Genomic DNA, 24,685 nt, shown 5'->3' on the forward strand with positions numbered 1-24,685 from the left:
TCGCCATCATCGACATCAGCCGGCTGCTTCGCTTGCAAACAGGAGGGCAAGGCGCGATCGCGTCGGGCATCCGCCGCTAATGCCGAACTGCACCGACTGGCTTGCGTCGTGCCCGGCGACGCTCCATCGTAAAGGCGGCTGCCCTGTACACCAACTGGCTCGCTCCTGGCTTCAATATCGACTCACGCGAGTGAGTTTACAGCGAGCGTCAAAGTCCAAACTGCCCATTAAACTTTCGAGCCTTGGCTGCCCAGAGTAAGCGTGAACTCATTCCAACTCCCAACAATTCCTATGGCACTCTTGCAAAAACCATAAAAACCATAAATTGCTCATTTTTACCCCCCTATAACGTCTATTTGACATGGCTTGCTATGCGACTGGCACACTAATTACGAGGATTGAGGAGGATTTACAAGGGTCTAAAATACAAAAAATCGTGTTAAAAGCAACAATTCTTTACAAAAAGTGATAGGCATTTATACTGATTGTGAGGCTAAAAGTAGGAAATAAGAGGTGTAATGAGTAAAAACTGTGCTGTTTTCTCCTCTTTTTTCCTCCTTATTTTTCGCTAAAAATTTTGAATTAGTCAGAGCGACTTTTCTGCATTAATTTGGTCAAGGTGCACTCGGATTTATAGGGTCAATGGGGAGCCAGTGATAGCGAATTGCAGGCTTATTCGGATAGGGCAATCGATTATAACGAGGGCGGCAGTTGCGTTCAGGGTATTGAAAAGTCTCCTTATCAAAAGCGGGCGCTGCAAAAAATATGGGACTGAGTGGGGCTGTCTAACGAGTGGATCAGTTAGGCAGTGTCGGGCGTTTGTCCTCCCATACTGTCTTACATTTTGCCTACTGAGTGTAAAACATAAATCAAGGGTGGTAATACAAGATAGTCAGACATAAGTAAGACAAATCACAAATAATTGTAATACTTTTTGCTTGTATGTTTTACTAAAGAGTAAGTTGCGTCTTATAAATGTAAGACATTGTAAGACGTAAGTAAGGTATATGTCAGACAAGAAATCGATAACTTTTCGTTGCGACGCCGATATTCTAGAAGCGCTCGACCGGGAAACAGTAGGTCAGGCACTAAAAAAAATGAATTACGGCCTTGGAAAAAACAACGTTACTGTATTCCAGAAAAAGATACAGCTAGGTTTGTAGCTCAAATGGAAGTGGTATTGGACTTGTACACAAGTGAACATACTCTAGAAGAACCACTTGTGTGTATGGATGAAGCATCAGTTGAACTACATAGTCACGTTTATGAGCCAATACCTATGCAGCCACATCAAGATGCTAAAGAAGATTATCATTACGAGCGGCAAGGGGTGCGTGCCCTATTTATGTTCTTTGATCCTATCCGAGGCTGGCGACGTGTCAGCAGCCCTTGAACATCGCACTCGTATTGATTGGGCAGAAGAAGTCCGCCAACTTTTGGATGAAGACTACTCCCATGCTAATAAGGTCAAACTTCTATGTGACAACCTTAATACTCATCATATTGCTTCTGTTTACGAAGCTTTTCCCCCAGAAGAAGCTCATCGCCTTGCCCGGCGCTTGGAAATTTACTACACCCCCCGCAATGGTAGTTGGTTAAACGTGACGGAAATTGGGTTGGGTGTCTTGCAAGAGCAATGTCTAAAGCGCCGCATTGGTAATGATCAAATTCTTAAGCAAGAAATTACCGCATGGGAGCAACGACGCAATCAGGAAATGGCAAAAGTTCATTGGTGTTTCATCACAGAGGATACCCGAATTAAGCTCGCTCGCCTTTATCCTCAACCCAGCATTTTAGTCTAGACACGCTAGTAGGTATAGTTCGTAACCCCATCAATGTCAGTTATTTGCGAAATCCGGCTGTTTGCATCCTAAGTCTACTATTCTTTATGGTGGATAATTTTTGCTAAGCAATAATATCGTACTTTTCAAAGTCAATGGCACCTTCGACAGGTCTCCCTGCAAAGAAATCCTCCAAAGCTCGAACCGTACCCTCTCCTATTAGTGCGTATCCATAATAACCACTTCCCGCCAGATGAGGCGTAACAATTACATTTTCTAAAGATAACAAAGGATTGTTTTTGGGTAGAGGTTCTTCTGTCGCAACATCGATCGCTGCTGATATTCGCCCTGTCTCAAGCTCAGCAATAAGCGCCTGCTCGTCCAAAATAGCCCCACGAGACGTATTGATAAACACAGCTCCATCTCTTAAGGCTCTAAAATGAACGCGGCGAATCATGGAGCGGGTTTCTGGAAGCAAGGGTGCGTGAACGCTGACAAAATCGGATTGAGAGAAGACATCCATTAGCTCCACCTTTTTAACCTTTAAAGTCTCCGCTTCGTTTTCTGTAAGGTAGGGATCGAAAACTAGCACTCTTGTATCGAACGGCCTCAGCAACTCGATGACCTTCCGACCAACCTGACTTGCCGAAACAATGCCTACCGTACTCCCTGTGAGATACTGAGCATTCGGTCTCAGCATCCGATCTGGCCATCCATCTCGGGCACTGCGAATCATCAAGGCACGGTCGAAGATTTTTCTGCTTGCCGCGATCGCCAGACCAATCGTATGTTCTGCGGCATTGCAAGCTATAGCCCGATTTGCACTAAAGACGCAGATACCTCGTGGAATAACATATTCATAAGCGCATTCAAGTAACATTTGCTTGACACTTCCTGCTGAATGGGAAATAATTTGCAGCGAGTCTGCCCGCTCGAATACTTCGCGAGAAAGTCTCGGAGTACCCCATCCGGTAATCAATGCCGCAAAACCGGGAATAGCCTCGGCCACCTGTTCGCTGGTACAATTGCTTTCTGAACCACTTGCAAGCTGAGTAACATCGAATCGTTCGTTAAGCCGTGAAAAGACTTCTTCACTAAAGACCCTCTCAGTATGAGTCTTATTGGGTAGGTACAACACCTTAGTGTTCTTCGTCGAGATCGTCATTCTCTCATCGCTCCCATCTTTAAATCCCCGAAATCTACTGTAGAAAGGTGAAAAGGGGGTTATCTCTTGAGTGCCCTATCGAGATGATGGGGCTGAATTTGTTGCGGGGGACTACTGATGTTAGGTGCAGTCATATAACAGGAATTAGCACAAAAGGTTTCGAGAAATGGCTTGGGTAATGTCTGCCGCCAGTTGGCAAGAGTATTCTTCAAATCTAGATTGTCCGCTGTCCACCCCGCCTTAATCAGCATTTCTCCCAGTGTCCCATCGTTTAAGGCGTTCATAAGCGCCCAACTATTGCAGCAGGGGTGTATTATTGGTGGGAAATAGGTTAACGTAGCCAGCAAATGATTGCAGTTCAATCCCTGTTCGATAGTTCCTTGGCTGTGGTTGAGGAAGGCTGCTGGATCGCGATGGTATAATCTTTCTTCGTTAATGACTTCCCCTTCATAGTTCTTCCCTAGGAAAGCACGGCAATGCTCGATCGCCTCTTGATTATTGCCATGTGCATCCAAATAAATAAATTCAAGCTTATTCAGGCTATCTAAGGGAATGCCAGTGACATTGTATCCGTTAGTACGCATTCCTATGCGTCGGCCAAATGAATGAAATGTTTCAATGATCTGCACAATCGACTTCACTGGAAGAACGGTGATTTCCCCCCCCTGGAGTACGTGACGTTCTTTTTCCCCCACACCTGATAATACCTTACAAAATTGTTCCACTGCCTCAAGAGTAGCTACCAACGGTGTTTTACGGAATATCTTGTCACCGTGTTTGTCAAATGGGAGATGCGCGTCGTGGTCGCAAAAATTACAATGCAGATTGCAAATGTTGGTAACATTTATTCGCACTTCGACTTTATGATCGATCTCAAACAAGCTCTGAAATGATGTAATTCTCATAATTTAACCTCTTTTACTAGAATGTTAAGCAGGAATTAGTAACTAGGCAACTCTATACAACTATTTTTTTAGTAAGGAATTCCCCCACCAATAGTGACTCGTTTAAGCACCCGTCGTACCGAGGGGTCGAATGCGGGACGATAGTGCAAAGTCGCTTGGTTATCCCACAGCACCAAATCGCCATTTTGCCATTGGTGTTCGTAGCGGTACTCCAGACCCTGAATATGTTCGTGCAGTCTGGCAATTAGTGGAGATCCGACATCGTAGGGGATGCCAACTAACTCAATTTCGTAGGCTGCATTCAAATAAAGAATTTGTTCGCGAGTTTCAGGATGGGTGCGAACCAGCGGGTGGGGAAAGGTTGCACCGGGGGGAACATCTACCCGACGATCTACATATTTCGCAGACACGGAACCGAAAGGACGGTAAAACGGATTGTAGGTAATAAGCCTTAAGTCTTGGATGGTGTCGCGGGTTTCCTGATCGAGAAGGGTATAAGCCCGTGCCATATCAAACCAGATTGTTGGCGAAGAATTTTCCGTGATATCCACCGCATACAGTAAAGAGACCGACGACGGGCAGCGTAACCATTGATGATCCGAATGGGGAAAGACTTCCTGAAAACCTAAATAGGAATTGGGGTAATCATCGGCTTGGTTTCCAATGATTACTACTGGGGCAGACTCTCCTTCGACGCTGCCTAAGACGGGAAAACTGTTATCAGGAACAAAAGGAGGACCAAATCGGAACGCAAAATTAAATAACTGTTCGTCGGTGAGATTCTGATTGGGAAAAACCACTAAACGGTAGCAGTTCAATAGCTGTCGAATTTGCAGAGTATGATGCGGCCCCAATCCCGCAGCTAAATTGACGTAAGGGACGGTGACCCCTACTCCGCTTTCATTTTCAGTGAATTGAAGATTGCTCATAAATGTAAGGTTTCCCTGTGGTACTCGTTTTCCTCGTTTTTTCTACACTGTCAAAAATTTCAGGCTGGTTCCTTAATAAATTTTCTATATCGATCCGCCGTAAGCGAAATATGTTTGAATCCGCTGTATTTCTACCTCGGATCGTTGTTAATGCACAGGAATAACCGCTTTTGGCAACCAAGTCATAGACCCGGCTTCCGATATGCTGCGGACCACCATAGGGATAGGCAAAGGGCATATTGGTCAAGCCAAGATGTGCTTGGATCTCGTCGCGAGAATCTGAGATTTCTTGCATCGCGTCTTTATCATTGAGACAACTCAGAGTCCGGTGAGTACGGGTATGGGAGCCAATTGTCCAACCTGATCGCATGAGAAATTTCAATTGATCGGCATTTAATTTTTCAAATACCGGAAATTTTTTTGATTCCTCTGTAATTTGCTCGCGAGTTACTCCAAGATTTTGCAGCAGTAGATCGTGATTCTGCCTTCTTTCCGCTTCAGGTTGGAGTTTTAGTTCCTGCTTGAGCGCCTTCAGGCAGCGCATACGGTCTGCGACTGTTTCAACAGGTTGTGCGGGCCGCCCGGGGAGGTTTAATTTACTAGTCTTTGTCATACGAAAAGCCATCTCGAGTTCCTCGAAATGAAAGAGTTTTGAAGCCGACTCAAGGGCTTGGGTGACCACCATAACCGAAGCATTAATCCCACGCTCCTCAAGGATAGGGAAGACATGGCGCAATACTCCACAATAACCATCGTCGAATGTCAACGTCGCTGCCCGATTGTCGACGGACTTTTTGTTTAATTGCCAAAGTAGCTCGTCAAGCGAAATCAACTCAAAATTCTTCAATAACCAATCGATTGCCAAGGTGAACTGGTGGATGTCGATTCGGGGTGCAGCGTCGCGATCGTATGTATTGAGAGGCTCCACTACTACATTGTGAAAATTAATAATTAACATAGAAATAATACTAATCTCCACCAGCACGTTTTTGAGCTGTCCATGCTCGGGTGATATAGCGCATGGTGAAGGTTTCGGGCATTTCACTACGCAGGCGATCGACAATCTGCTCAAAAAGTGCTTGTCCTTCAGGTGTTGCCAGATCCCAATAAGGGTTGCGTACCGAGCGCCATGCGTTCACATAACGGTCAATGGTTTGCTCGTAGGAAACATTGGCTTCAAAGTAAAACACATCTTGGAACAAATTGGAAGCCTCAATGGTTTGCCCCCAATCCCGACGAACGCCACTTTCATAATCGAGAATCACAGAGACAATGACAGCTTCAGCCAGCTTTGAAATGGGATCGTTAAAGTCGATATGATTCCCAATACAGGTGAAAAACCCATCGTCCTTCAAAATACGATAGGTCTCCTTCATAGCCAAATAGCTGTCCATAGCACTTAAGCTGCTGCCAAAGGTTATCCAGTCCGAAGACCGATCTGCCAGAGTTGTTTCTGTCCCGGTGGCACGTATCCAACGAATGCGCTCTAAATGGCTGGAACGCTTAATGCCAATCTCGCGCATCGCATCATTGGGTTCGATAGAGACGATTTGCAGACCTCGTTCCAGTAGCATGATGCTAAGATTTCCCGTACCAGCACCAATATCAACAACCTGATGGTCAGCTTTCCCACCCACATAGGCGATAAGAGCATCAATGGCTCGAACATAGTAACTGGGACGATAGCTATAGAATCTGGCTTGCTTGGAATAATCCCATTTCTTTTCTACGAGTGCATCATTCATCGGCGATTCTCCATTTGTTACGATTCCTCTAATAGCCTTTCCAAGAGTTTTCGAGCTTTCACAGCACCATCAATCCCGATGTAGTTATTCGGACTTTCTCGGGTTTCCGTAAGCTCCAAGATCCGGGCGGCTATCCGGTCAACGGTGAGATCGTCAGGACTCAGGATCTTGACGAGACCGGAGCGCTCAAACAAACTAGAACGCAATACCTGCTCTTTGTTTTGCCCGTGGAACTTTCGTTGATAAACTAGAGTGGGCAAGCGAGCAGAAACTGCCTCTAGGAGAGAGTTGTATCCTCCCAAGCAGATGACTGCCGAAGCAACAGCAAGCATCTGACGGTAGCGATCGCGATCAAACTCATGGATCGTCACATGGGAGTGGGCATATTTTTCAACGCGACTGCGTAATTTCTGGATATCTTTTTGAAAGGCACCAGTAAATAGAACCAAGTGGTGTCGCCACTGGCTGGCAACAGTCTCATGAGCGTCCAACACGGCATAAAGAAGCTCGTCTCCCAAGCGCCCACCACCCACCGAAACTATAAGGAGCGGAGGATCGGCTTTTGGAATTTGGGGAGCAACAGCATACACTATATAATCAGTATAATGAACCGGAATTTTGATTTTTTCCACCAGGGGAAAACTGGAAGAGAAAGGTACTATCTGTTTGTCACCGTGGACTAGAACCAGGTCATACCATTGATTGAGCAAAGAGCAGATATAGGCATCTTGCTGTCCTCCCCCTTCGGACTCAATAACATCCCGAACGCTGCTGACTATCTTAGCCTTCGGATTACACTTTTTGACTAGAGCGATCAATTTCATCACTTCGGTCTCGAAAAGCAGCCCAAAAGGAAAATGTTCGGTGATGAGAATATCTGGTTCAATCTGGCCAATCAACCGTTCGATCTCTGATGCGCGAGCTTCAAAGCAATCGTCTATGCTCAGGGATGGATCGACCGGGACAAGATGGCTGGCTTGTTCGTCCTTGTAAATGGCCGACAGTTGGAAACAGGTAACCTCTGGGGGAAGATCGTAGTTTGGGACGCTTTCGCCACCGTTGAGCAAAAAGACATCGAATCGTTCTCTCAGTCCCCGAGCTAACTCAACGGATCGGACATAATGGCCAATGCCATAGACATATTGACAATGGATGAGAACTCTGGGCGTCCTACTCATTCTATACTTGGGGTCAATAACTGGCATGGAAATCGACAACTCCTGGTACAATATCGCCCCGGTAATGGCGAGCAATAACTTTCGCAGCATACATGGCTTGTTGTTCAGACACAAGCCCTCCAGCTATATGAGGTGTCACTGTTATTTTGGGATGAGACTGGAATAGGTGATTGGCTGGCAATGGCTCTACTTTAAAGACATCTAAACAAGCTCCGGAGAGTTTGCCAGAGTCTAGAGCGGCCAGGAGATCTGCCTCGTTTAAATGATCTCCCCTACCCACATTGATCAGAAAAGAACTATCCGAGAGTTGGTCAAATAAGTGACGGTTGAGAATTCCTTGGGTCTGATTCGTCAGGGGCAATAGGCAGACGAGAATCTGGCTTTTGCGAGCGAAATCACCTAATTCCGCTTTTCCTACATGTACTTGCGGTAAAGCACGAGAGCGCGATGTTCTCACCCACCCGCAGACATCAAAGCCCGAAGCCAAAAGTTTTTTTGCTGTAGCCTCCCCAACCAGCCCTAAACCCATAATCCCTACTGTTGGTTTGGGAAAAGAAATATTATCAATTGCCCAATCGAATGTACCTTCTAACTCGAAATAGTCCTTCCTAGAGAGAATATAGTTTTGAATGGACTTAATAACATAATCCGAAACACGGTCTTGCAAGAATGGGTCCACTAATCTGACAAGGCAAACATGGCGAGGAAGCGTCGCGACATGAATAATACTATCCACACCACTGCCGCAGACCAGAATGAGTTTTAAATTTGGTAATCTTTGCAGATAGTCTGGTACGGTCAACCAGATTATCGCAATTTCGACTTCCTCAGACGCGACTTCATCTATAGAGAGGGCAACGCGAAAGCCAACTGTTTCCGCTTCTATGACTTCCTGAAACTTTTGCGCCTCTGGTATTTCTGAATGCAGAAGTATTGTTTTCATAAGACATAACTGAATTTTTGAGATAAGCTACTGGTTTGACCCTTAGTGGTGCAGAGAAGTGCCGAAAAGAATGGTATGGGGAGAATTTCATCTGAGACAGGAATCGCTTGAAGGGGGCATTTCATGAGACGCTGAAGTTCCCCAACTCACAGCAAAATGCATGAAAATCCCCCTTCTGTATCGTCAACTGCAAGAGCAGTTGCGTCAATGGGTCAAGCCTAAAGACCAACGACACCTGCAAGGCTTTGCCGAAATCATCGCTGCCATTATGCAATCAAAAAGTGCCTGTTTGGGAGAGTGGATTTCCCTATTTGTCCCATCGTTGCTGTGGTGCTCGGGATCACATGGAACGCCTCAACTACTTTGTCTACAATGCTCAGATTACTGCCGAGCGCTTTTATGAGCCACTCCTGCGCCATGCGCTGCAAGCGTTGAGCGGGGAACCAGTGCTGTTAACCCTCGATACCAGTCGGCTGTGGAACAAGTTTTGCCTCATCGAGGTGTGCCTGATCTAAGGCGGACGTTCAAGTCCGACTTGGCTCAAATTGTCCTTGAACATGGCAGTGCCACAGCCGGGTTTGAGCAATAGCAACCGCAAGACGCTCGTGCAGCACAAGTTCTTCCCAAGGGGTGTGAAGTCACCTTACTGGCAGACCGAGGGTTTGAGCATCAAGCCCTGTTGCACTGGTTGCAGCAGCACCACTGGTCTTGGACAATTCGAGCCAAGTCGGACTTGAACGTGACGTTCAAAGACGGTCGTAGCGTTGCTATGGACAACGAGGCTTGAGTTTTCTGCAACTCGGTCTGAGGGAGTTTGCCCGCTGTTGCTATCAGCGATTACGCTTACCTCAATTGCGGGTATTGTCGAAGCACAGTCCGCCTCCCGCTTGTGCCTCTCGCCGCAAACGAGATACGTTAGACTGTCGGGTCGAATTCTCTAAAGTCACTACCTTCTCATACTGATACCGTCTGAGATTTCTGCACCACTAAGGGTTTGACCAGTGAGACTCGAAGAGTTTTAAGCATTCCGGCAGTAAAGTAACTCCCACGGTGGTTTGAGCAAGCAAATCCGTAGGAGGAAAAAGGAATGTCGGAATTGTATCAAAGCCTGTCTCACTCCAAGTGGGACTGCAAATATCATGTTGTCTTTGTGCCGAAATACCGTCGCAAAGTGATGTTTGGAGAGATACGGCAGTTTCTAGGGCCAATTTTTCATGAACTAGCGTGCCAGAAGGAGTGCCGAATAGTGGAGGATCATCTAATGCCGGATGAGGATATGCCGTATCAACTGTTAGCTTTGAGCTAGAGGCGGTCAAGCGGTATATCCGAGAGCAAGATCATTCAGACCGTAGCGGTCAGTTCTAAAGACGAGTCTAGAGACTTCCGGCAAGGTCACCCGCCCTTGGGGCGGTCATACTCATCAAGCCACCGGCTTCACCGATGGCGTCTGACTTTCAGAATGGCCAAAATGAGACTTGACTACGCAGGGCAAGTTTTGAGAGCGTAGGATATGGGAGCGGTAGACACTACTCATAAGTTGCACTGGAACAATGTGGTCTTCAATCTGAGAGCGTATTTCTGATTTGTCTTTTTTCCCAATCAGATAATCTACGAACTCTTCCACTACCTTATGCTTTACCTGCTCCATCACAAGCGCGGATTTGTTTGGCGTCAAATCGTCGAATAAGATTTCATGGAGCTTGTAGGTTCTCAGACAGCCTTGAGAGTTCGATAAAAATGGATTTCTAAAAACATGGATGTCGAAGTGATTCTTCCCCCCCAGATGATCTTCCAGACCATCGATATTATCATGCTTGTCGGTAGCCTGATAGGAATGAATCTGAATATTTTGAAATGGACCCTGCTGAATATTGTAATTCTCATGCTTGACCCGTCCGTTACCCTTATAAAGATCCTCACCGGGCTGAAGCCAGGTTCGACAGGCAAAGCCGTTATGGACAAGATTGATGCTGAAGTTGGCGATCGATTCTTCTTGCTTTTTTAGGGTTACAAGCGCTGAAAGATCGATCTCTCCATAACCCTGATATATCTCCTGAAGCTCTTCGTCTGTCCATTTCTTTACGGCATTGTAGCGTTCTCCAAACAAGGAGTAATAGTCAGTATCGGTTAACTGTTTGATAAATCCGTTCGGTTGTATGAACGAGCTAACAATCTCCATTGACTCAGCAGCCTTTTTCTCAATGCCTGTCGCGGCATATAACTGATATAAGGTGTCGAATATATGATACCCGCTATGGGATGCTTTACCATATCCAAAGCAGTAAGGATGGTATTCTTGGGTCACTATCTCGCTGGGAAAACGCCATTGTCCATCACAATGGTAGGACTGGATAAAGGTCACGGGACAGTTTGTTCTCTCTGCAACTTCTACAAGCTGTTCCTTGACAAACTGGAAGCCTGGATGAAAACGACGCTGGGAGTTGACGGTAAAGATAGTCTCTTTTTTTCTCTGAAGTATTTGGTATCGAGCGAGCAGCAGCATGTAATCATCAAGGATACCATCGGCATTAGACAGCTTAGTGGTAGAATGAGCCCGGGCAGAAATAGGCTTGTCGATCAGGATGCTCAGTTCGTTAGATAATGCCCATTCAGCATAGGTTCGATGTACAAGGGGTTCAGTAGCTACGATCACCCCAGTAACCTTCCTTTCAGCAACGAAGAATGAGAGTTTGCGATCCAATTCTTCTGGCATGGTTTCTATAAATTTGTCGATAAACCACATCTCCGGTTTTAGATTCGACTTACTAGCAACGGCAGCACGAACATCCGATTCCTTCTCTTTCAAATCAATGACAAGAGCCAGATATAAGCGATCTCTTAATTTCTGTAGGGTCGGCAGATAGACTCTTTTGGCATGCGGACCGCATCCAATCAGGATGATACAGGCTTTTTGATTATTATTGTTACTCATTTATAGCTACTTTTTAGTCTACTCGACCTATCCGGCAATGAGGGAAAAACCTTGATATAGCGTACCTGAACTTGAGTTTCTGGAGAGGTCTATTGACTTTATATTCGATTCTAAAATCTATGGCAACAACCCAGCCTGCCAGGCTATCAGAAAACATAACCAAAATGGTCTATGTCTGTTGCGAAGGCGCGCTCCACAAGCCGTCTCGACAAGTCATCATATAACTCATGATGTCTCCTGATTTTACGAAAACCCGACTTTAAATGAGGCAGAGGTGGTGTTTTAATTCCCAATGTTCTGCATACAGCGTCAAAATCTGTAGAAAGTGTTTCGTATCGGCCAACGAACTGAATCCCGATTGTTTCTTTATCGAAAACAAATGGAGTCTGTAAATCGTTGATGTATCCACCTCCGATTTCCCAAATCCTTTTAACGATGTTGCCTCGGGAATTGCGTTCCGGTTCTGCATAATCGCTATTGACATATCGGGGTAGCCAGTCGCGGAAATCGGCAGCCGAACAACCAATTCCCTTCTTTTCCCAGTAATAGCGAGAGACAACTAAATCCCACGGATTGCGGACAAAAGCGAATTTGAAGAAGGAGTTCCATATCTTATCAGGAATGGCTATTTTCATTTGCATCAGGTTGACATGATCATTCCGCGAAAAGGCTTTATCAATGTTTCTATCTACGTTCGAACCATTGATATTTTCATCCCCGACGATGATATCATTATCTCCACACCTTAATGAGAGCGCCACTTGAATGCTCGAACTGCCAGTTTTTCGTGTTTTCAGAAAGATAAATTTGTGAGTATATGAAATGATCATTTTTATACCAAGCACTAGTATAGTTGAGATAAACCTAAGAGGATGTTTGAAAAGTCAGGTAAAGCGGAAAAAAGCTCTCTGGTCATGTGCTGTAAATACAACAACTACAGCACCAAGAGAGCCACATAAGCAAATCTTACCCCAGTAACCTGACTCAAGCGCAATACGAATTCCTGCGCGACTTGCTGCCCGATGCCAAACCGGGCGGTCGTCCGCGAGAAGTGGACTTGTGGGAAGTGCTGAATGCAATTTTCTATGTGCTAATCGAAGGAGTGCGTTTGCGAGCCTTACCTGATGATTTTCCATGCTGGCAAACCCTATATAGCTATTTTCGTAATTGGCGCAAAGATGGAACTTGGCTGAGCTTGCACGATCGCTTGTACCGTTTCACCCGAATTGAACAAGAGCGATATCCCAGTCCATCGGAAGCAGTGTTAGATAGTAAAAGCCTGAAAAGTGCTGCCGGCGTGCATGAGGCAGTCGGCTTCGATGCAGGCAAGCAGATCAAAGGACGCAAGCGATTTGCCACGGTCGATACACTCGGCTTGGTACTACGTGTCTGGGTGGCAGCAGCCAGTACCGGAGAACGTGAAGGCGGAAAAAAGGTACTCCAACAGGTGCGGCAGCAGGGCAAAGCGGTGTCTCGCCTGCATACGATTTGGGTAGATGGGGGCTTTGACGGTGAATCGTTCATGCAATGGGTAATCTGTTTCTGTCGTTGGATTGTCCAGGTTGTGCTGCGCCTAGAACAGACCAAGGGGTTTGTCCTGCTCAAAAAGCGAGGGGTCGTGGAGCGCACCTTCGGTTGGCTGATGCACTGTCGCCGCTTGGTTCGCGACTACGAGTTATTGCCGGAAACCTCCGAAACCTTTATCTACCTTGCGATGATTCGGATTATGGTTAGGCGATTGGCGTAAAATTTGACCCGCTACAACTTTTCAAACATCCTCTAAACAAGATATTATTTATTTATAGTGCAATTATATCAAACAGTAGAAACAGATTAACAAGTTGTCGAGTCTTTTCAATAAAAGAGATCGCATTGCGGTGATTGGTCTTGGCTATGTCGGTCTTCCGGTAGCCTTAGCCTTAGCCAAAAAATTCCCGGACACCGTTGGGTTTGATATCAACGTAGAGAAAGTCGAAGTCTTAAGACAGGGTATCGACAAGACTGGCCAAGTCTCCCCCAATGACCTGATCCTCTCCAGTCTCAAGATCACCTCAGACCCCGACCATCTATCAAAAGCCAACTTCTTTATTGTTGCCGTCCCAACTCCCATTGATCGCAACCACAAGCTTAACCTGACTCCTCTGATTAAAGCCTCCGAGACAATTGGCACAGTGCTAAAACCAGGTGCGGTCGTGGTGTATGAGTCCACAGTCACTCCAGGTGTCACCGAGAATATTTGTGGGCCAGTTCTGGCAAAGGTATCTGGCTTACAGCAGGGTATTGACTTTAAACTAGGGTATTCACCAGAGCGAATTAATCCTGGTGATAAGACTCATACTCTGGAAAAAATTGTCAAAGTGGTAGCTGCGGAAGATGCTGAAACCCTAGAACGGGTAACGAGAGTTTACGAAACCATCATCGATGCTGGTGTTTATCGAGCGCCTTCGATCAAGGTGGCAGAGGCTGCTAAAGTCATCGAAAATACTCAGCGAGATTTGAACATTGCCCTGATGAATGAGTTAGCGTTAATTTGCGATCGCCTGGGCATCAGCACCCGCGATGTTTTAGCCGCAGCTAAAACCAAATGGAACTTTTTGCCCTTCACACCCGGACTTGTTGGTGGACACTGCATCGGTGTCGATCCCTATTTCTTAATCACCAAAGCCGAAGAAGTAGGGTATCACCCACAGGTCATCCTAGCTGGTCGGCGAATCAATGACAGTATGGGTACATACCTGGGGCAGCGTTTGGTTAAGCTCCTAATGCATTGTCATTTACCCATCGAGGGCGCACGGGTAGGAATTTTAGGGCTAACCTTTAAAGAAAATGTACCTGACCTGCGTAATAGCCGTGTGCCAGATATAGTGACTACATTGCAGCAATTTGGTATTGAAACCCTAGTCCACGACTGTTTAGCCGATGCCCAAGAGGCGCAGCAAAAATATGGCATCCAGCTTGCAGATTGGTCAGATTTGTCCAATCTAGACGGAGTCGTCCTTACCGTCACTCATAAAGCCTACCTAGATATGCCTTGTGAACAACTGCTTGCTTGCCTGCGCCCCAATGGAGTCCTAATGGATGTAAAATCAGCCCTCGATCCTGATAAAATACCGCCAAACGTCAATTATTGGAGCTTGTAGAGTAGACCTCTTGCGTGAATTAAGAACTAAGGGCAAGTTCTCCAAAATTATGCAACAGTAGCCAAAGCTGATAAAATGTAGTCCCATCCGGCTATAGATGCTATTTCTTCTGTTGAAAGTTCCCCCAGAAAAGCGCCAACTTTTTCTTTAAAACCATCTAGATTTTTAGAGATTTCCCAACTCAATTCTTGTTTTATGTGTGACCATATTCTCTCAATAGGATTCAATTCAGGGCTGTATGGTGGTTGAAAAATTAGTAGAATATCTGGTATTTTTAGGCTACTACTTTGATGGAACTTTCCATTATCCAATTGGATAACATTTAAATGAGCGGGATATGTCTCGGCTAGTTGATCTAAGAACATTTGAAAGCACATACCATCTAGATGTGAGAACTCTAACCAAAAACTTTCTCCTGTTTGTGGCGCAACTGCACCATATAAATAGTAGGATTTAAAATTCCATTGAACTTTACCTATTGGTTTAACTCCCAAAGCTGTAATTTTTTTTATTTCAATTATTTTTAAGCCAATTCTTGTTTCATCTTGACACCAATATTTCAGTCCCTTTTCTGCGGGTCTGGGGCTTATAGACTCCAACCACCAAGCGACTTTTAGTAATTTTTTTAGTTTTTTTTAAACTCTATCCCCGCCGCCTTATCTTTTTTGATACTCGAACGTCTTGGTACTTTTAATTTAGCTTTCATTCGATAGTATAATTGCTTGTGTAATGTTTGATATTTAACTGATATTTCATATTTGTCTTCTACCCACTTGCCAATCTCTTTATAACTTTTGAATTCACATGATTCCTCACTTAATTTCTCTGATAATCCAGCTATTACAGCTTGAGGAATTATTCGAGGTCTACCAGTTGATTTTCCTATTTTTAGCAGTGCGTGCAGACCGCCAACACTATATTGTTTTAACCATCTATTTACAGTTATCCTATGTACCCCTAAACGTTCTGCTACATCTGTAAGGCTTGGGCTATATCCAGCTTTTAACCAATAAAGTGCCTGAATTTTTTGCCTGTTAGTTATAGTTCGCTGCTCCGACAAAAATATTTTTTATTCCCCAACGCTTAAATCAATTCTTTCTTGGTAATTTACTTTCATTCAAAAGTCCTCAAAATCTAGTTGTTATTATAGCATACTTTTAGGGAGATGGTATGATAAATATTTTTGAGTTGGTCGTTAATCGTTTCAATGATTGAGCGTTTATGTGACAAAAGCTTGTCATGAAGACGCAACTTATACCCTTTCCACTTTACCAATAGCCTCTTGGGATATTGTTTTGCTAAACTCAAATTAAAAACTCCCTCTTCTCTAAATATCTAACGATTCTAACTCTTCTTTATCAATCTTTTCGCTCTTTTTAAGCAAAGCCAAACTAGAAAAGACAGTAGGATTGATTTCTAAATTTCGTATCACGATTATTACAAGCCAAATATTATAAATACTCAGTGTTAAACTAGTTGTTAGTGCCGCTCCTACTATTCCCCAAAGTGGGATTGAAATCGCATTTAAACTTAGATTGATTAAAGCCGTACAACCTGAAACCAACATTAATTGCTCTTGATAGCCTGTCATAGAAAGTAAATTACCAACAGAACCGGATAGGGTATTAATTAATTGTCCAATGACGAGAATTTTTAATGCCCAATGTGCTTCGATAAATTCTGTCCCAAAAATTCCCAGAATGGGTTTGGCAAAAAGAATTAAAACTAATGCAATAGCGTTGGATGAAAAAAACATCCAAATTGTAACGATAGAGATAACTTTCTGTAACTGTTTTCGATTGTTTTGTATATGGAGAGTTGCAAAAGTGGGGGCAATGACAGTGTTGATGGATTGTAAAACAAAACTGACCCAGAGAGCAGTTTTTGAAGCTGAACTATAAAGGCTGACAGCACCCGCGCCAACCAGTGAACCTAACATTAAAATATCTGTGTTAACGAGAACTGCTCGAAAAGCATGATGAAAAAGCAAGGGAAGAGAAACTTTTAACCATATTCGCGGTACATAGACAGGAAGTGCAGGAACAGTTTCGAGATTGAATTTCCACCATATCAAAACAGCTTGTATTGCAATTGTTCCTCCTAAAATCACTAAAGTCACTTTTATCATAAGAGTGCCACTCAGAATATAGTGATTTCGCCAAAGCAAGAACCCTCCCATAATAACTAAGATTGAATACATTATTTTAGTGGGGATATAGGCGATAGACCACTTCTTTAGACCTATAGATATGTTTTCTTGCAAGATCGCTAACCCTTGTAAGGGAATCAACCAAATACCGATAAGTAAAACAGAAACGTAAGAAAAATGATGATAGTGGTTTATCAGGAAAATCAATCCCGTAGCGAGCAGACAAACCAACAAACTTACACCAATTATTAACTGCCAGCTACCGAGGATAATTCCGCGTAAAAGTCCCCAATTTTGTTGGCAGTGATATTCACTGATAAAACGCACCACTGCCCGAGGGAAACCAAGATTTATGGGTACAGCTAATAATAGAGACCAAGTGATAATATATTCGTAAATCCCATACTCGACCTCTCCCATCCATCGTACAAGAAGGATTTGAGTAAGATAAACAAGAATGCTCCCTACAGATTCCAAAAATAGAACAAAAGCACTTGATTTGCTCAAGTTGATAAATTGAATACTATCTTCGATTTGGATTGGTGGGGTTTGATTCATATAGAAAAATAATTTGCTTTAATCCAAGGAAAACAAAGCTAATTTTACATCAGAGAAAAGCCTATCTCTAAGTAAAATAGCGACAAGATTCAACACATTTTCATCTTGCCCCAATTGACATTATCTGCCCCCCTTCTCTTTAGCTCTTGTGCCAACATAAAGAGCTTATCGATCCAGTAAATCCTTAGCCAGTATTTTTTCAGCAATGATATGTGTCTTGAGAGCATCTGAGAAATTTGAACTTGGTTGTTTTACAGAGCGCAGACAGTCTAAAAATTCTCTAATTTTAAGCTGAAAGCCGCAAAAAATAAAGGTTTCATTGCTTCCAGCCAACTGTCGAGCATCAAACTCCGTTCCCCTAACATTTCCATCCCGATGGAGATAGCCTCTCCCTTCTAAATCTACTTCAGCGCAAATCGAAGCTCCGTGAATTTCCACACGAAATCTTCTGTAACCTGAAGTCCAATTACAGTGAATTTGTCCGTATGCTCCAGAGTCAAATTCAAGCAATGCAGCAATCAGATTGATGTTCGGGACACCTATCCGTTTAGTTACGCTATGAATGTCAACGACTTCTCCTTCACAGATATAACGCAGCGTATCGATCGCATGAACTCCGTCGTCAAACATTCGATCTCGAGCTCCCAAAAAAGGTACGAGTGAATTCTTGATAAATTCAACTGAACCATAAGTAACCGAACCTTGCGCTTTACATTCCCCAACCAGTTTTTGTAAGATGGGACTTGCTCGCCTTTGAAAACACACCTGAGTCACACAGTTATTAGATTCTGCAACATAAGCCAATGCTCGCGCCTGATGAAGATTCAAACCTAATGGTTTTTCGATAAAAAGATTTAAACTATGTTCGAGACACCACATCCAAACATCGTACATCGTATGAGGCTGACCAATTGCAAAAACTGCATCTGGAGCAACTTCTTCAATCATTTGTCTGTAATCAGAATAAGTCTTTTGAACTTGGTATTTTGCAGCAGTATCGTGGAGCTTATCGGCATTGTGATCGCAAATCGCTTCAATTTTGACATCGTTAAAGGAAGACAGAGCTGGATAATGAACTTTATTCGCCATATATCCCGCGCCAATCACTACTACTCTGATGTCCGAGTTGTTTAAAACAGTCATAACCAAAATCCCCACCTCAAGGCACACTCAAACCCAAGTTTTTGAGCTAGTCGCATATCGAGCGAGTTGTCGAATTTCTGTCAATGGACTTCCTTGACATGACAGCCAAAGTTATCTAGGGTAACCTTGGCTATGATGTAAACCGTAATGCAAACTCCACCTTACCATTTTGGATGTAACATTTGGATTTGATAGTGCAGGTTTACGATGGCAGGAGGGTAAAAATAGGTTCCGTCCGATTTGGGGCGGGGCTGTGGTGTCTAAGCGGCTAGGAGTATTTTCCGATAGCTAGCGGGTAAAAATGAAGCCCCATCCAGAAACGGATGGGGCAACTGGGATTAGAGATTGCTAGGCACTCCCCGGACTAGATAGAATTCCACTGCTACCCCTGACGCTCGCAACCGCCGCTAAACGGTAATAGCCATCAATAATCTTGTAGTCGGAGGGAGAAAATCAGTATTGAGCCAGCTTTCCACTCCCCGTCCTGCATTGAAAGCGCGTAATCGTCAATCACAGATTGATCAATTTCTCCGGACTGTGCCACTCCGAAAGACAGGTATCCTCTGGCACAGTCTGGGGTAATAGTGACAGGAATCAATTCGCATCTGTGACCATCCGGGCTATCCGAGCGGATAAGGGATTCGAGGTCATCGTTGCTGTTGTTCATGGGCAAGCGTCTTTGTTAATTACCCCACCCCTTTTTAAGCGAACGGTGGGCTGAGCTTGGACGGATGCTGTGGTGTCTAAGTGGCTCTGTGTTTTAGTTTCCCTGCAGCAGGGCCCGGCGCTGCAACGAGAATTTTCGGCCTCCAACAGAATCGCCGGAATCGTTTTGCCGGCTCTCGGGCCCGGCCGCCGTGTCAGAACGGAGGCGTGGTACTGAAAATGACCGCTGACAACGAGAGAATCCGTTGAGAAAGAGAGCTGATTCACGCCCTTGAGTTACTCCGCCGCCGAGCGCCAGACGCGAGCTCACCTGCAATTTCTAAGTCGTTGCGATTAAAGTTGCAGGCTGGGATATCCGATTTTATACGTTTGACTTGGACTCGCGACAGCATTAGTTTGTTGGTAAGCCTGGTGCTTTGTCTTACCTGTATGTCTTACGCTATGACAGTTTGTATGATATCTTTCAAAATAATGTAGTAAGACAAAATTGTCAGATACTGTAAAACATTCAACAAGCGTAAGACTATGTGAAGTTATGCGTCTTACACTCTTAGCATGAGTGATTTGCCAGCTAGTAGCGCGATTCTTATCAGGGTGGTCGAGGTTATTCATTTTTCAAGGTTCGGTGTAGTGTGTGGCGTCTGGGTTTGTCTTACCAATATGTCTTACAAACTCAGCGATATGTATGACATTTGTCAAGAGATAGTAAGACACAGTTGTGAGATAAGTAAGACATATAGCAGGTAAGTGTAAGACTATCTGAGCACCCTACATTACCAAGTACAGACCGCTAGAATCGTTAGGTTTCGCGTGCAGATACTTGCTAGTTGTGGCAACTGAAGCATGACCCAAAGTTTGAGACAGTAAGTGAATCGGCGCCCCCCGGTTGAGAGCGTGGGAAGCGTGACAATGCCTCAACCAGTGAGCGCTAGTCTTCTCAGAAATTCCGGCGCGTTTAGCAGCTTCCTTAACTAAGTGCGTTACAGAAATCCTGTGCAAGCGGCCGCCGTTAGCCGCTTTCCGACTCCTGAAAATCGGCTCAGAATTCCCTGCATCCCCTCTGCTGTTCAAAATTTCAATATATAAAGTCTGTGGCAGTAGCACTACACGAGTCTTGCCACCCTTGCCATAAATCAAGAGTTGCCCGCTTTCACCGTTACTTGTCAAATCCTCCCAGTTCAAATCGCACAATTCCGAGGCCCGGAGTCCGGCGTAATAGAAAGTCTTGAGAATCAGCTTGTTCCTCACGCACGGTTCTAGAGCAATCATCGTCAATACCTCTAGCTCAGAAAGGATTTTCTGGGAGAGAGTATCCTTTGGTTTGGGAGTGACGACCGCAGCAGCAGCGTTAACTGGAATCAGCCCGGTGCGGTGGGCAAAAGACAGTAGACTTTTCACAACAGATATATAGGTGCGGCGGGAGGAAGTAGATAACTCCTTTCCGTATAAAGTATCAGCGAAACCTTGGCAATCTTGAAGAGTGAGCCACTGTATCGGTTTATCAATTGTGGTTAGCAACAGATTGGCAACGTGACGGTAGAGAGCCGCCGTATTTTTAGACTTGCCATGTACCCACAAGTCAATTAATTGGGCAGTGGGAGTGCCAAGAGCGATGACTTGTGGGACGGGTTGATTGGAAATAGCGAGAGTCATTTTGGGCATTCTTGAATATAACATATGGCTGGTTATGTAAGATTGAGCGACTTTAAGAAGCCCCATCCGATTTCTGGGATGGGGCCACGGGATCTAAGCTGCGAACTTCAGTCGCTTAAGTTGGTTCAGGGCCGCGGCCTGATTTTCTTCCTCAAGTACGATCGCCGGGATGTGTTCGCCCGCTCTCGGATTCAAATGTCGGGCCAGAACTGCCGCATGGAATTGGAAGTGGCCACTAACTACTCTGTACCCGCTACTGTCTCGCACCAGCACCGGGGAAATAATGAACCCGCCGATCGCCAGACTCAACTCCCCAGCAATTTCGAGCTCGAACTGATCGAAGTTGGAGGCAGGAATATCGGAACTGATACGTTTGACCGCGACTAGCGAGAGGTTGAGTTTCTTAGGTGCGATCGGCTGCACCCGTCCCCGGCCGTTATCTCCCCGGTTGGGGGGCGAATCGTCATTTTCCCCGATGGCTGCGGGTGTTGGGGCGGGTGCAGGTTTTTCGCCTGAAAGTGTTGCGGGTGCGGTTGTTGAAGGTGTTGCAGATTTGGGTGTCGCGGGTGCGGGTGCTTCTGTTTGTGCGATCGGCGCTTCGACTTCGGCGGCAATAGATTCAGCAGCTTTTTCTGCTTCTGCCTTGGCTAGCGCTTCAAAGCAAGATACTGTCGCCTCCCAGTGGCCTCGCTTTACGTCGCTAGCGGTTTGGGACACTTGGCAACAGTAGCGGTTATCCTCAATCAGTCGAGCGAACGGACACTGAGCACAGGTGAAGGTGGCAGGGGCGGCAGTGTCGATCATCGTGGCTGTAGCAGTTTCGGTTAAAATCATGGGAGTCCTTTGTGGGGCTAATTCCGCCGGCCTTGGGCGACCAAACTTCGGGCCGGCGGTTGTTTTCTGTACTAGATATATACTAGCATTTTGTCTAGTTAATGTCTAGTAATTAAGCTAGTATTTGTGTCTAGTAATTTTGATGAGTCAGCGCTAGTACATTTGTCTAGCTTATGTCTAGATACCGCTAGCGATTGATGGTTCGCTAGCGGTCGGGCAACGGCTAGCTAACGGCTAGCACCTCAGCTTTTGTAACCAGAACTTTCAACCTCGCAGCGATGTTGACCCGGTTGCCCCTTGCATCCGCGCCTTTAGCTTTGGCAAGCTTGCGAATGTCAGCGAGTGACATTTTGTTGAGTAGCGTTTCGATGTCTGTAGCGGGTGACTCTGGCGCTGTCGGTGCGATCGTTTCTACTGGTGTAATGTCGGCTGGTGTGGACTGAACATCAATCACTGATTCATCTGGCACTGTCTGTGACTCTGGCGCGGTTGGTGCGAAAGGCTCCGGTTCGATCGGTTGTGTCGGTGCAGTGTCGGCTGGGGACAGAATGCCGATCGCGTCGGTGGCAAACTTGACTACCAGTGCATCTTTGAATGTAGCGATTTCAGTCGGATCAACGTGGTGCAGCATAATCAGCGCGGTATCGACTTGAGACAGTGCCGATTGCATAGCTTGCTCGACTGAAAGCAACTGTTGGCGGTAGTCTTGAAGCTCGCTCAGTTTGGTTTGGAGTGCGGCGATTTGAGACTGAGTATTAGCGATCGAAGCGTCAACTTGATTGAATTTGGCGGCGAGTACGTTAATCATTGTGGCGTCCTATGTGTGGCGTGAAGTGTATGCAGCGGGCGGTTTGTATCGTTCCCGTTTCGCTATATTTATATACTAGCACTGTGTCTAGTATTTATCTAGTAATTACTGTCTAGTATTTGTTATAGCATTAATGCTAGTGTATATGTCTAGCTTATGTACTAGACAAGAGGCTAACAAGGTGCTAGATTGTAGCTAGTTTATTACTAGACAAAATTATGACAAGCGAAACGGATCAGACGAAAACCTCCGATCGAATCCAGCTCAATCTCCGGCTTGATGGTAAAAAACACTTGCTAGAAGCCATTAAAGACGCAGCGAAGGAAGAACGCACTAGCGTCAACAGTTGGGTTGTAAAGGTATTAGAGTCAGCGTTAGGAATGGAACCTGCTAATACAATGCCGACAGGTGAGGACTTAGAAGCGACAGTTGCCTCTGTACTAGACAAACTGCTAGCAGACAAGCTGGTTAATATCAAATCACAATTAAAGGCTGAACTGTTGGGGGAGTCCGCAGCCTGAGCGGTGGCAACGATGACGAAGCGCTCAGGCAGGAATTAGAGGAAGTGCGATCGCAACTGGCAGCAGTCCAGGCCGATCGGGAAGACCTAGCCCAACTCAAGAAACAGGTTAAGGAAGATGCGGCAGAAGTACACCGTTCGGGAAGGTCGATCAAGCTTGAGAAAGTCCGCTGGCAGAGGGAATTAAGCGACGCTAGAGACGAGCTAGCAGATGCTAAAAGCACTATCCTCAAACAAGGCAATAAGATTCGGGAATTAGAGCGCGGGTACAGCTTAAAGCCTAATCCGGCAGAATCCCGGCTGAGGCTGGAAATTGGCGATTTACAAGCTGAGCTAGAAGCCTATAAGCAGCAGAATCCAGCACCAGCGATCGACCTACCGGAGCAAGTAGGGGAAATCGTAAACTTTCTTAAAGAATCGCTACCCCCAGATACAAAGTGGCCCAAGCGGATAATACCCGCGCTGAGAAAGTTTCTGGAATCAAAGGAGGATTAGTCCGATCGATCGTCTCCCAAAACAAAGAGCCCCCAGCGTGATGCCGAGGGCTTTTTTAATGAAGGGTATTAGTAATTGGTAATTGGCAATTGGTTTCACCTTTTGCCCCATGAGTACCAGGCATCACCGTGCCAAAACGGGTAAATTGTACGAATCGGCTGAAACCTTACTTACTGCCTGTGTTGGAGTTATTGGGTTTTGGTAAGTGCGATCGCGCAAAACCCCTAAGCCGAGATCCGGGCCAAATAGGACATGACGTTAAAAAATGTAACGAAAACGCTAAAACCCTCACTACACAAGAGTTTTCGTCTTAGCGTCACTTTTCGCACGGTTGCTACTCAAACGCCGTTTCTTGTTTTGTTTTCTGTCAAGCTATTGACTTAATTTTACCATGTCGAGTTTGCTGTTAAATTGTTAAATTGATATTAAGTGTACCGTCACGGTAAAAAACCTCAATTTTTACTTTTTAGGACTGAGTTTTCGTGAGTTTTTAGCTGTTTTTGGCTGTTTTTTCTGAGAATGTGCGAGTAAACCTGTGCTTGCCTCTGCTTAATTGTTAGCTAAATTTGGGGGCTTTTTAGCAACAAAAAACGCATGAGAACTCAAACTTATGCCAGAGAAGAAACTTGCACAAAAAGCAGGGATGAGTCGTAGCAATAGCAATGTTCAGAGATATATTTATACTAACAGAGAAAAGTTGCAGCCAAGTTTCTGAAGTTTGTGCAGCGATCGCACATTTTTGTTGTACCTAAAGCCTTTCTTTCACAAGTTGGGCAATATCGGCTTTGGTAATATACCCCTTTCTACTTCTATCAAAGCCATTATTCTGCCGATACATAATTGTGCCAGCCCTAGCAATAACATAACTATCGGGTTGACCTACCGCCGCAGGCCACAAAACAGCAGCGTAAAAATCACCAAGCGTGTTGAGTTTGCCTCTGTATGGCAGTAGGTATTTTTGCACATAATCTAGCTGCTCAATCTCTGTCATCCCCAGTAACGCCGATGTCGAAGTCCCCAACCCCCGCGCTGTTGATGGCATAAATTGAATTAGCCCACTAGCACCTGAGAGACGGTTAACAGAGCGATGATTTAGTCCGCTCTCAAACTGCATAATTGCCATTAGGTGATTAGGGTCGCC

The 24,685-nt window shown here is 45.2% G+C and carries 20 protein-coding genes and 4 pseudogenes; 7 read left to right on the plus strand and 17 right to left on the minus strand.

Annotation, left to right across the window (positions count from 1 at the left end; all coding sequences use genetic code 11):
- Positions 1–1,090: 1,090 nt before the first annotated feature.
- A pseudogene (locus QUA56_RS30600) lies at positions 1,091–1,802 on the plus strand (IS630 family transposase); the annotation flags it as partial.
- A gap of 103 nt (positions 1,803–1,905) precedes the next feature.
- On the opposite strand, the gene QUA56_RS30605 reads toward QUA56_RS30600, so the two are convergent.
- From QUA56_RS30605 to QUA56_RS30635, 7 genes are all read right to left on the minus strand, one after another.
- A complete protein-coding gene (locus QUA56_RS30605) occupies positions 1,906–2,946 on the minus strand; it encodes a hydroxyacid dehydrogenase (RefSeq protein WP_333365914.1) in 1,041 nt (346 codons plus the stop codon).
- A gap of 59 nt (positions 2,947–3,005) precedes the next feature.
- Entirely contained in the window at positions 3,006–3,851 is an 846-nt protein-coding gene (locus QUA56_RS30610; protein WP_333365917.1) for a radical SAM protein, read from the minus strand.
- A gap of 68 nt (positions 3,852–3,919) precedes the next feature.
- Positions 3,920–4,780, minus strand: coding sequence for a TauD/TfdA family dioxygenase (locus tag QUA56_RS30615; RefSeq protein WP_333365919.1), 861 nt, complete (start codon positions 4,778–4,780; stop codon positions 3,920–3,922).
- On the minus strand, positions 4,758–5,738 hold the full coding sequence (locus QUA56_RS30620; RefSeq protein WP_333365922.1) for a polysaccharide deacetylase family protein: 981 nt from the start codon (positions 5,736–5,738) through the stop codon (positions 4,758–4,760). The genes QUA56_RS30615 and QUA56_RS30620 overlap by 23 nt, the downstream gene beginning before the upstream one ends.
- 10 nt (positions 5,739–5,748) lie before the next feature.
- A complete protein-coding gene (locus tag QUA56_RS30625) occupies positions 5,749–6,525 on the minus strand; it encodes a class I SAM-dependent methyltransferase (RefSeq protein WP_333365925.1) in 777 nt (258 codons plus the stop codon).
- A 17-nt stretch (positions 6,526–6,542) separates the two neighbouring features.
- Positions 6,543–7,793, minus strand: coding sequence for a glycosyltransferase (locus QUA56_RS30630; RefSeq protein ID WP_333365926.1), 1,251 nt, complete (start codon positions 7,791–7,793; stop codon positions 6,543–6,545).
- Positions 7,717–8,646, minus strand: a complete 930-nt coding sequence (locus tag QUA56_RS30635; RefSeq protein ID WP_333365929.1) for an NAD(P)-dependent oxidoreductase — start codon at positions 8,644–8,646, stop codon at positions 7,717–7,719. The genes QUA56_RS30630 and QUA56_RS30635 overlap by 77 nt, the downstream gene beginning before the upstream one ends.
- A gap of 160 nt (positions 8,647–8,806) precedes the next feature.
- Here QUA56_RS30635 and QUA56_RS30640 point away from each other — a divergent pair.
- Positions 8,807–9,609: pseudogene (locus QUA56_RS30640) on the plus strand (transposase).
- 124 nt (positions 9,610–9,733) lie between these two features.
- Positions 9,734–9,916: pseudogene (gene tnpA / locus QUA56_RS30645) on the plus strand (IS200/IS605 family transposase); the annotation flags it as partial.
- 150 nt (positions 9,917–10,066) lie between these two features.
- On the opposite strand, the gene QUA56_RS30650 reads toward tnpA, so the two are convergent.
- Positions 10,067–11,578 (minus strand): hypothetical protein, encoded by a 1,512-nt coding sequence (locus tag QUA56_RS30650; RefSeq protein WP_333365931.1) that lies wholly within the window; start codon positions 11,576–11,578, stop codon positions 10,067–10,069.
- Positions 11,579–11,724: 146 nt separating this feature from the next.
- Positions 11,725–12,423 (minus strand): sulfotransferase family 2 domain-containing protein, encoded by a 699-nt coding sequence (locus tag QUA56_RS30655; protein ID WP_333365934.1) that lies wholly within the window; start codon positions 12,421–12,423, stop codon positions 11,725–11,727.
- A 110-nt stretch (positions 12,424–12,533) separates the two neighbouring features.
- Here QUA56_RS30655 and QUA56_RS30660 point away from each other — a divergent pair, with 110 nt between their 5' ends.
- Together QUA56_RS30660 and QUA56_RS30665 are read left to right on the plus strand one after the other, a co-directional pair.
- Positions 12,534–13,325, plus strand: a complete 792-nt coding sequence (locus tag QUA56_RS30660) for an IS5 family transposase (protein WP_333365999.1) — start codon at positions 12,534–12,536, stop codon at positions 13,323–13,325.
- Between the two features lie 94 nt (positions 13,326–13,419).
- Positions 13,420–14,718 carry a nucleotide sugar dehydrogenase gene (locus tag QUA56_RS30665; protein ID WP_333365937.1) on the plus strand — a complete coding sequence of 433 codons (1,299 nt, stop codon included), beginning with the start codon at positions 13,420–13,422 and terminating at the stop codon, positions 14,716–14,718.
- 47 nt (positions 14,719–14,765) lie between these two features.
- Here QUA56_RS30665 and QUA56_RS30670 read toward each other — a convergent pair whose 3' ends face one another.
- The 7 genes from QUA56_RS30670 to QUA56_RS30700 all read right to left on the minus strand — a co-directional run bounded on the left by QUA56_RS30670 (position 14,766) and on the right by QUA56_RS30700 (position 22,529).
- Entirely contained in the window at positions 14,766–15,317 is a 552-nt protein-coding gene (locus QUA56_RS30670) for an IS630 family transposase (protein WP_333365939.1), read from the minus strand.
- 26 nt (positions 15,318–15,343) lie between these two features.
- Positions 15,344–15,778 carry a helix-turn-helix domain-containing protein gene (locus QUA56_RS30675; RefSeq protein ID WP_333365942.1) on the minus strand — a complete coding sequence of 145 codons (435 nt, stop codon included), beginning with the start codon at positions 15,776–15,778 and terminating at the stop codon, positions 15,344–15,346.
- Positions 15,779–16,045: 267 nt separating this feature from the next.
- Positions 16,046–17,425, minus strand: a complete 1,380-nt coding sequence (locus QUA56_RS30680) for a flippase (protein ID WP_333365944.1) — start codon at positions 17,423–17,425, stop codon at positions 16,046–16,048.
- A gap of 165 nt (positions 17,426–17,590) precedes the next feature.
- Positions 17,591–18,568 carry a Gfo/Idh/MocA family oxidoreductase gene (locus QUA56_RS30685; RefSeq protein WP_333365947.1) on the minus strand — a complete coding sequence of 326 codons (978 nt, stop codon included), beginning with the start codon at positions 18,566–18,568 and terminating at the stop codon, positions 17,591–17,593.
- A 1,434-nt stretch (positions 18,569–20,002) separates the two neighbouring features.
- On the minus strand, positions 20,003–20,887 hold the full coding sequence (locus QUA56_RS30690; RefSeq protein WP_333365950.1) for a tyrosine-type recombinase/integrase: 885 nt from the start codon (positions 20,885–20,887) through the stop codon (positions 20,003–20,005).
- Positions 20,888–20,980: 93 nt separating this feature from the next.
- A complete protein-coding gene (locus tag QUA56_RS30695) occupies positions 20,981–21,721 on the minus strand; it encodes a hypothetical protein (protein WP_333365953.1) in 741 nt (246 codons plus the stop codon).
- 223 nt (positions 21,722–21,944) lie between these two features.
- Complete coding sequence (locus QUA56_RS30700; protein WP_333365956.1) at positions 21,945–22,529, minus strand: hypothetical protein; 585 nt, start codon at positions 22,527–22,529, stop codon at positions 21,945–21,947.
- Positions 22,530–22,747: 218 nt separating this feature from the next.
- On the opposite strand from QUA56_RS30700, the gene QUA56_RS30705 reads away from it, so the two are divergent.
- Both QUA56_RS30705 and QUA56_RS30710 read left to right on the plus strand, forming a co-directional pair.
- Positions 22,748–23,050, plus strand: a complete 303-nt coding sequence (locus QUA56_RS30705; RefSeq protein ID WP_015179849.1) for a hypothetical protein — start codon at positions 22,748–22,750, stop codon at positions 23,048–23,050.
- A gap of 44 nt (positions 23,051–23,094) precedes the next feature.
- Positions 23,095–23,544 carry a hypothetical protein gene (locus tag QUA56_RS30710; protein WP_333365959.1) on the plus strand — a complete coding sequence of 150 codons (450 nt, stop codon included), beginning with the start codon at positions 23,095–23,097 and terminating at the stop codon, positions 23,542–23,544.
- A 748-nt stretch (positions 23,545–24,292) separates the two neighbouring features.
- Here QUA56_RS30710 and QUA56_RS30715 read toward each other — a convergent pair.
- Positions 24,293–24,673 (minus strand): annotated as a pseudogene (locus QUA56_RS30715) (transglycosylase SLT domain-containing protein); the annotation flags it as partial.
- Positions 24,674–24,685: the final 12 nt, after the last annotated feature.

Origin of the sequence: Microcoleus sp. N3A4, assembly GCF_036701805.1 — a bacterium.
Lineage (GTDB): Bacteria > Cyanobacteriota > Cyanobacteriia > Cyanobacteriales > Microcoleaceae > Microcoleus.

Excerpts from the sequence above, each read along its gene's own strand:
- QUA56_RS30685 (WP_333365947.1), bottom strand. The coding sequence starts at position 18,568 with ATGACTGTTTTAAACAACTCGGACATCAGAGTAGTAGTGATTGGCGCG.
- QUA56_RS30615 (WP_333365919.1), bottom strand. The coding sequence starts at position 4,780 with ATGAGCAATCTTCAATTCACTGAAAATGAAAGCGGAGTAGGGGTCACC.
- QUA56_RS30650 (WP_333365931.1), bottom strand. The coding sequence starts at position 11,578 with ATGAGTAACAATAATAATCAAAAAGCCTGTATCATCCTGATTGGATGC.
- QUA56_RS30610 (WP_333365917.1), bottom strand. The coding sequence starts at position 3,851 with ATGAGAATTACATCATTTCAGAGCTTGTTTGAGATCGATCATAAAGTC.
- QUA56_RS30630 (WP_333365926.1), bottom strand. The coding sequence starts at position 7,793 with ATGCTGCGAAAGTTATTGCTCGCCATTACCGGGGCGATATTGTACCAG.
- QUA56_RS30700 (WP_333365956.1), bottom strand. The coding sequence starts at position 22,529 with ATGATTAACGTACTCGCCGCCAAATTCAATCAAGTTGACGCTTCGATC.
- QUA56_RS30605 (WP_333365914.1), bottom strand. The coding sequence starts at position 2,946 with ATGACGATCTCGACGAAGAACACTAAGGTGTTGTACCTACCCAATAAG.
- QUA56_RS30635 (WP_333365929.1), bottom strand. The coding sequence starts at position 8,646 with ATGAAAACAATACTTCTGCATTCAGAAATACCAGAGGCGCAAAAGTTT.
- QUA56_RS30705 (WP_015179849.1), top strand. The coding sequence starts at position 22,748 with ATGACAAGCGAAACGGATCAGACGAAAACCTCCGATCGAATCCAGCTC.
- QUA56_RS30680 (WP_333365944.1), bottom strand. The coding sequence starts at position 17,425 with ATGAATCAAACCCCACCAATCCAAATCGAAGATAGTATTCAATTTATC.
- QUA56_RS30695 (WP_333365953.1), bottom strand. The coding sequence starts at position 21,721 with ATGATTTTAACCGAAACTGCTACAGCCACGATGATCGACACTGCCGCC.
- QUA56_RS30620 (WP_333365922.1), bottom strand. The coding sequence starts at position 5,738 with ATGTTAATTATTAATTTTCACAATGTAGTAGTGGAGCCTCTCAATACA.
- QUA56_RS30690 (WP_333365950.1), bottom strand. The coding sequence starts at position 20,887 with ATGACTCTCGCTATTTCCAATCAACCCGTCCCACAAGTCATCGCTCTT.
- QUA56_RS30625 (WP_333365925.1), bottom strand. The coding sequence starts at position 6,525 with ATGAATGATGCACTCGTAGAAAAGAAATGGGATTATTCCAAGCAAGCC.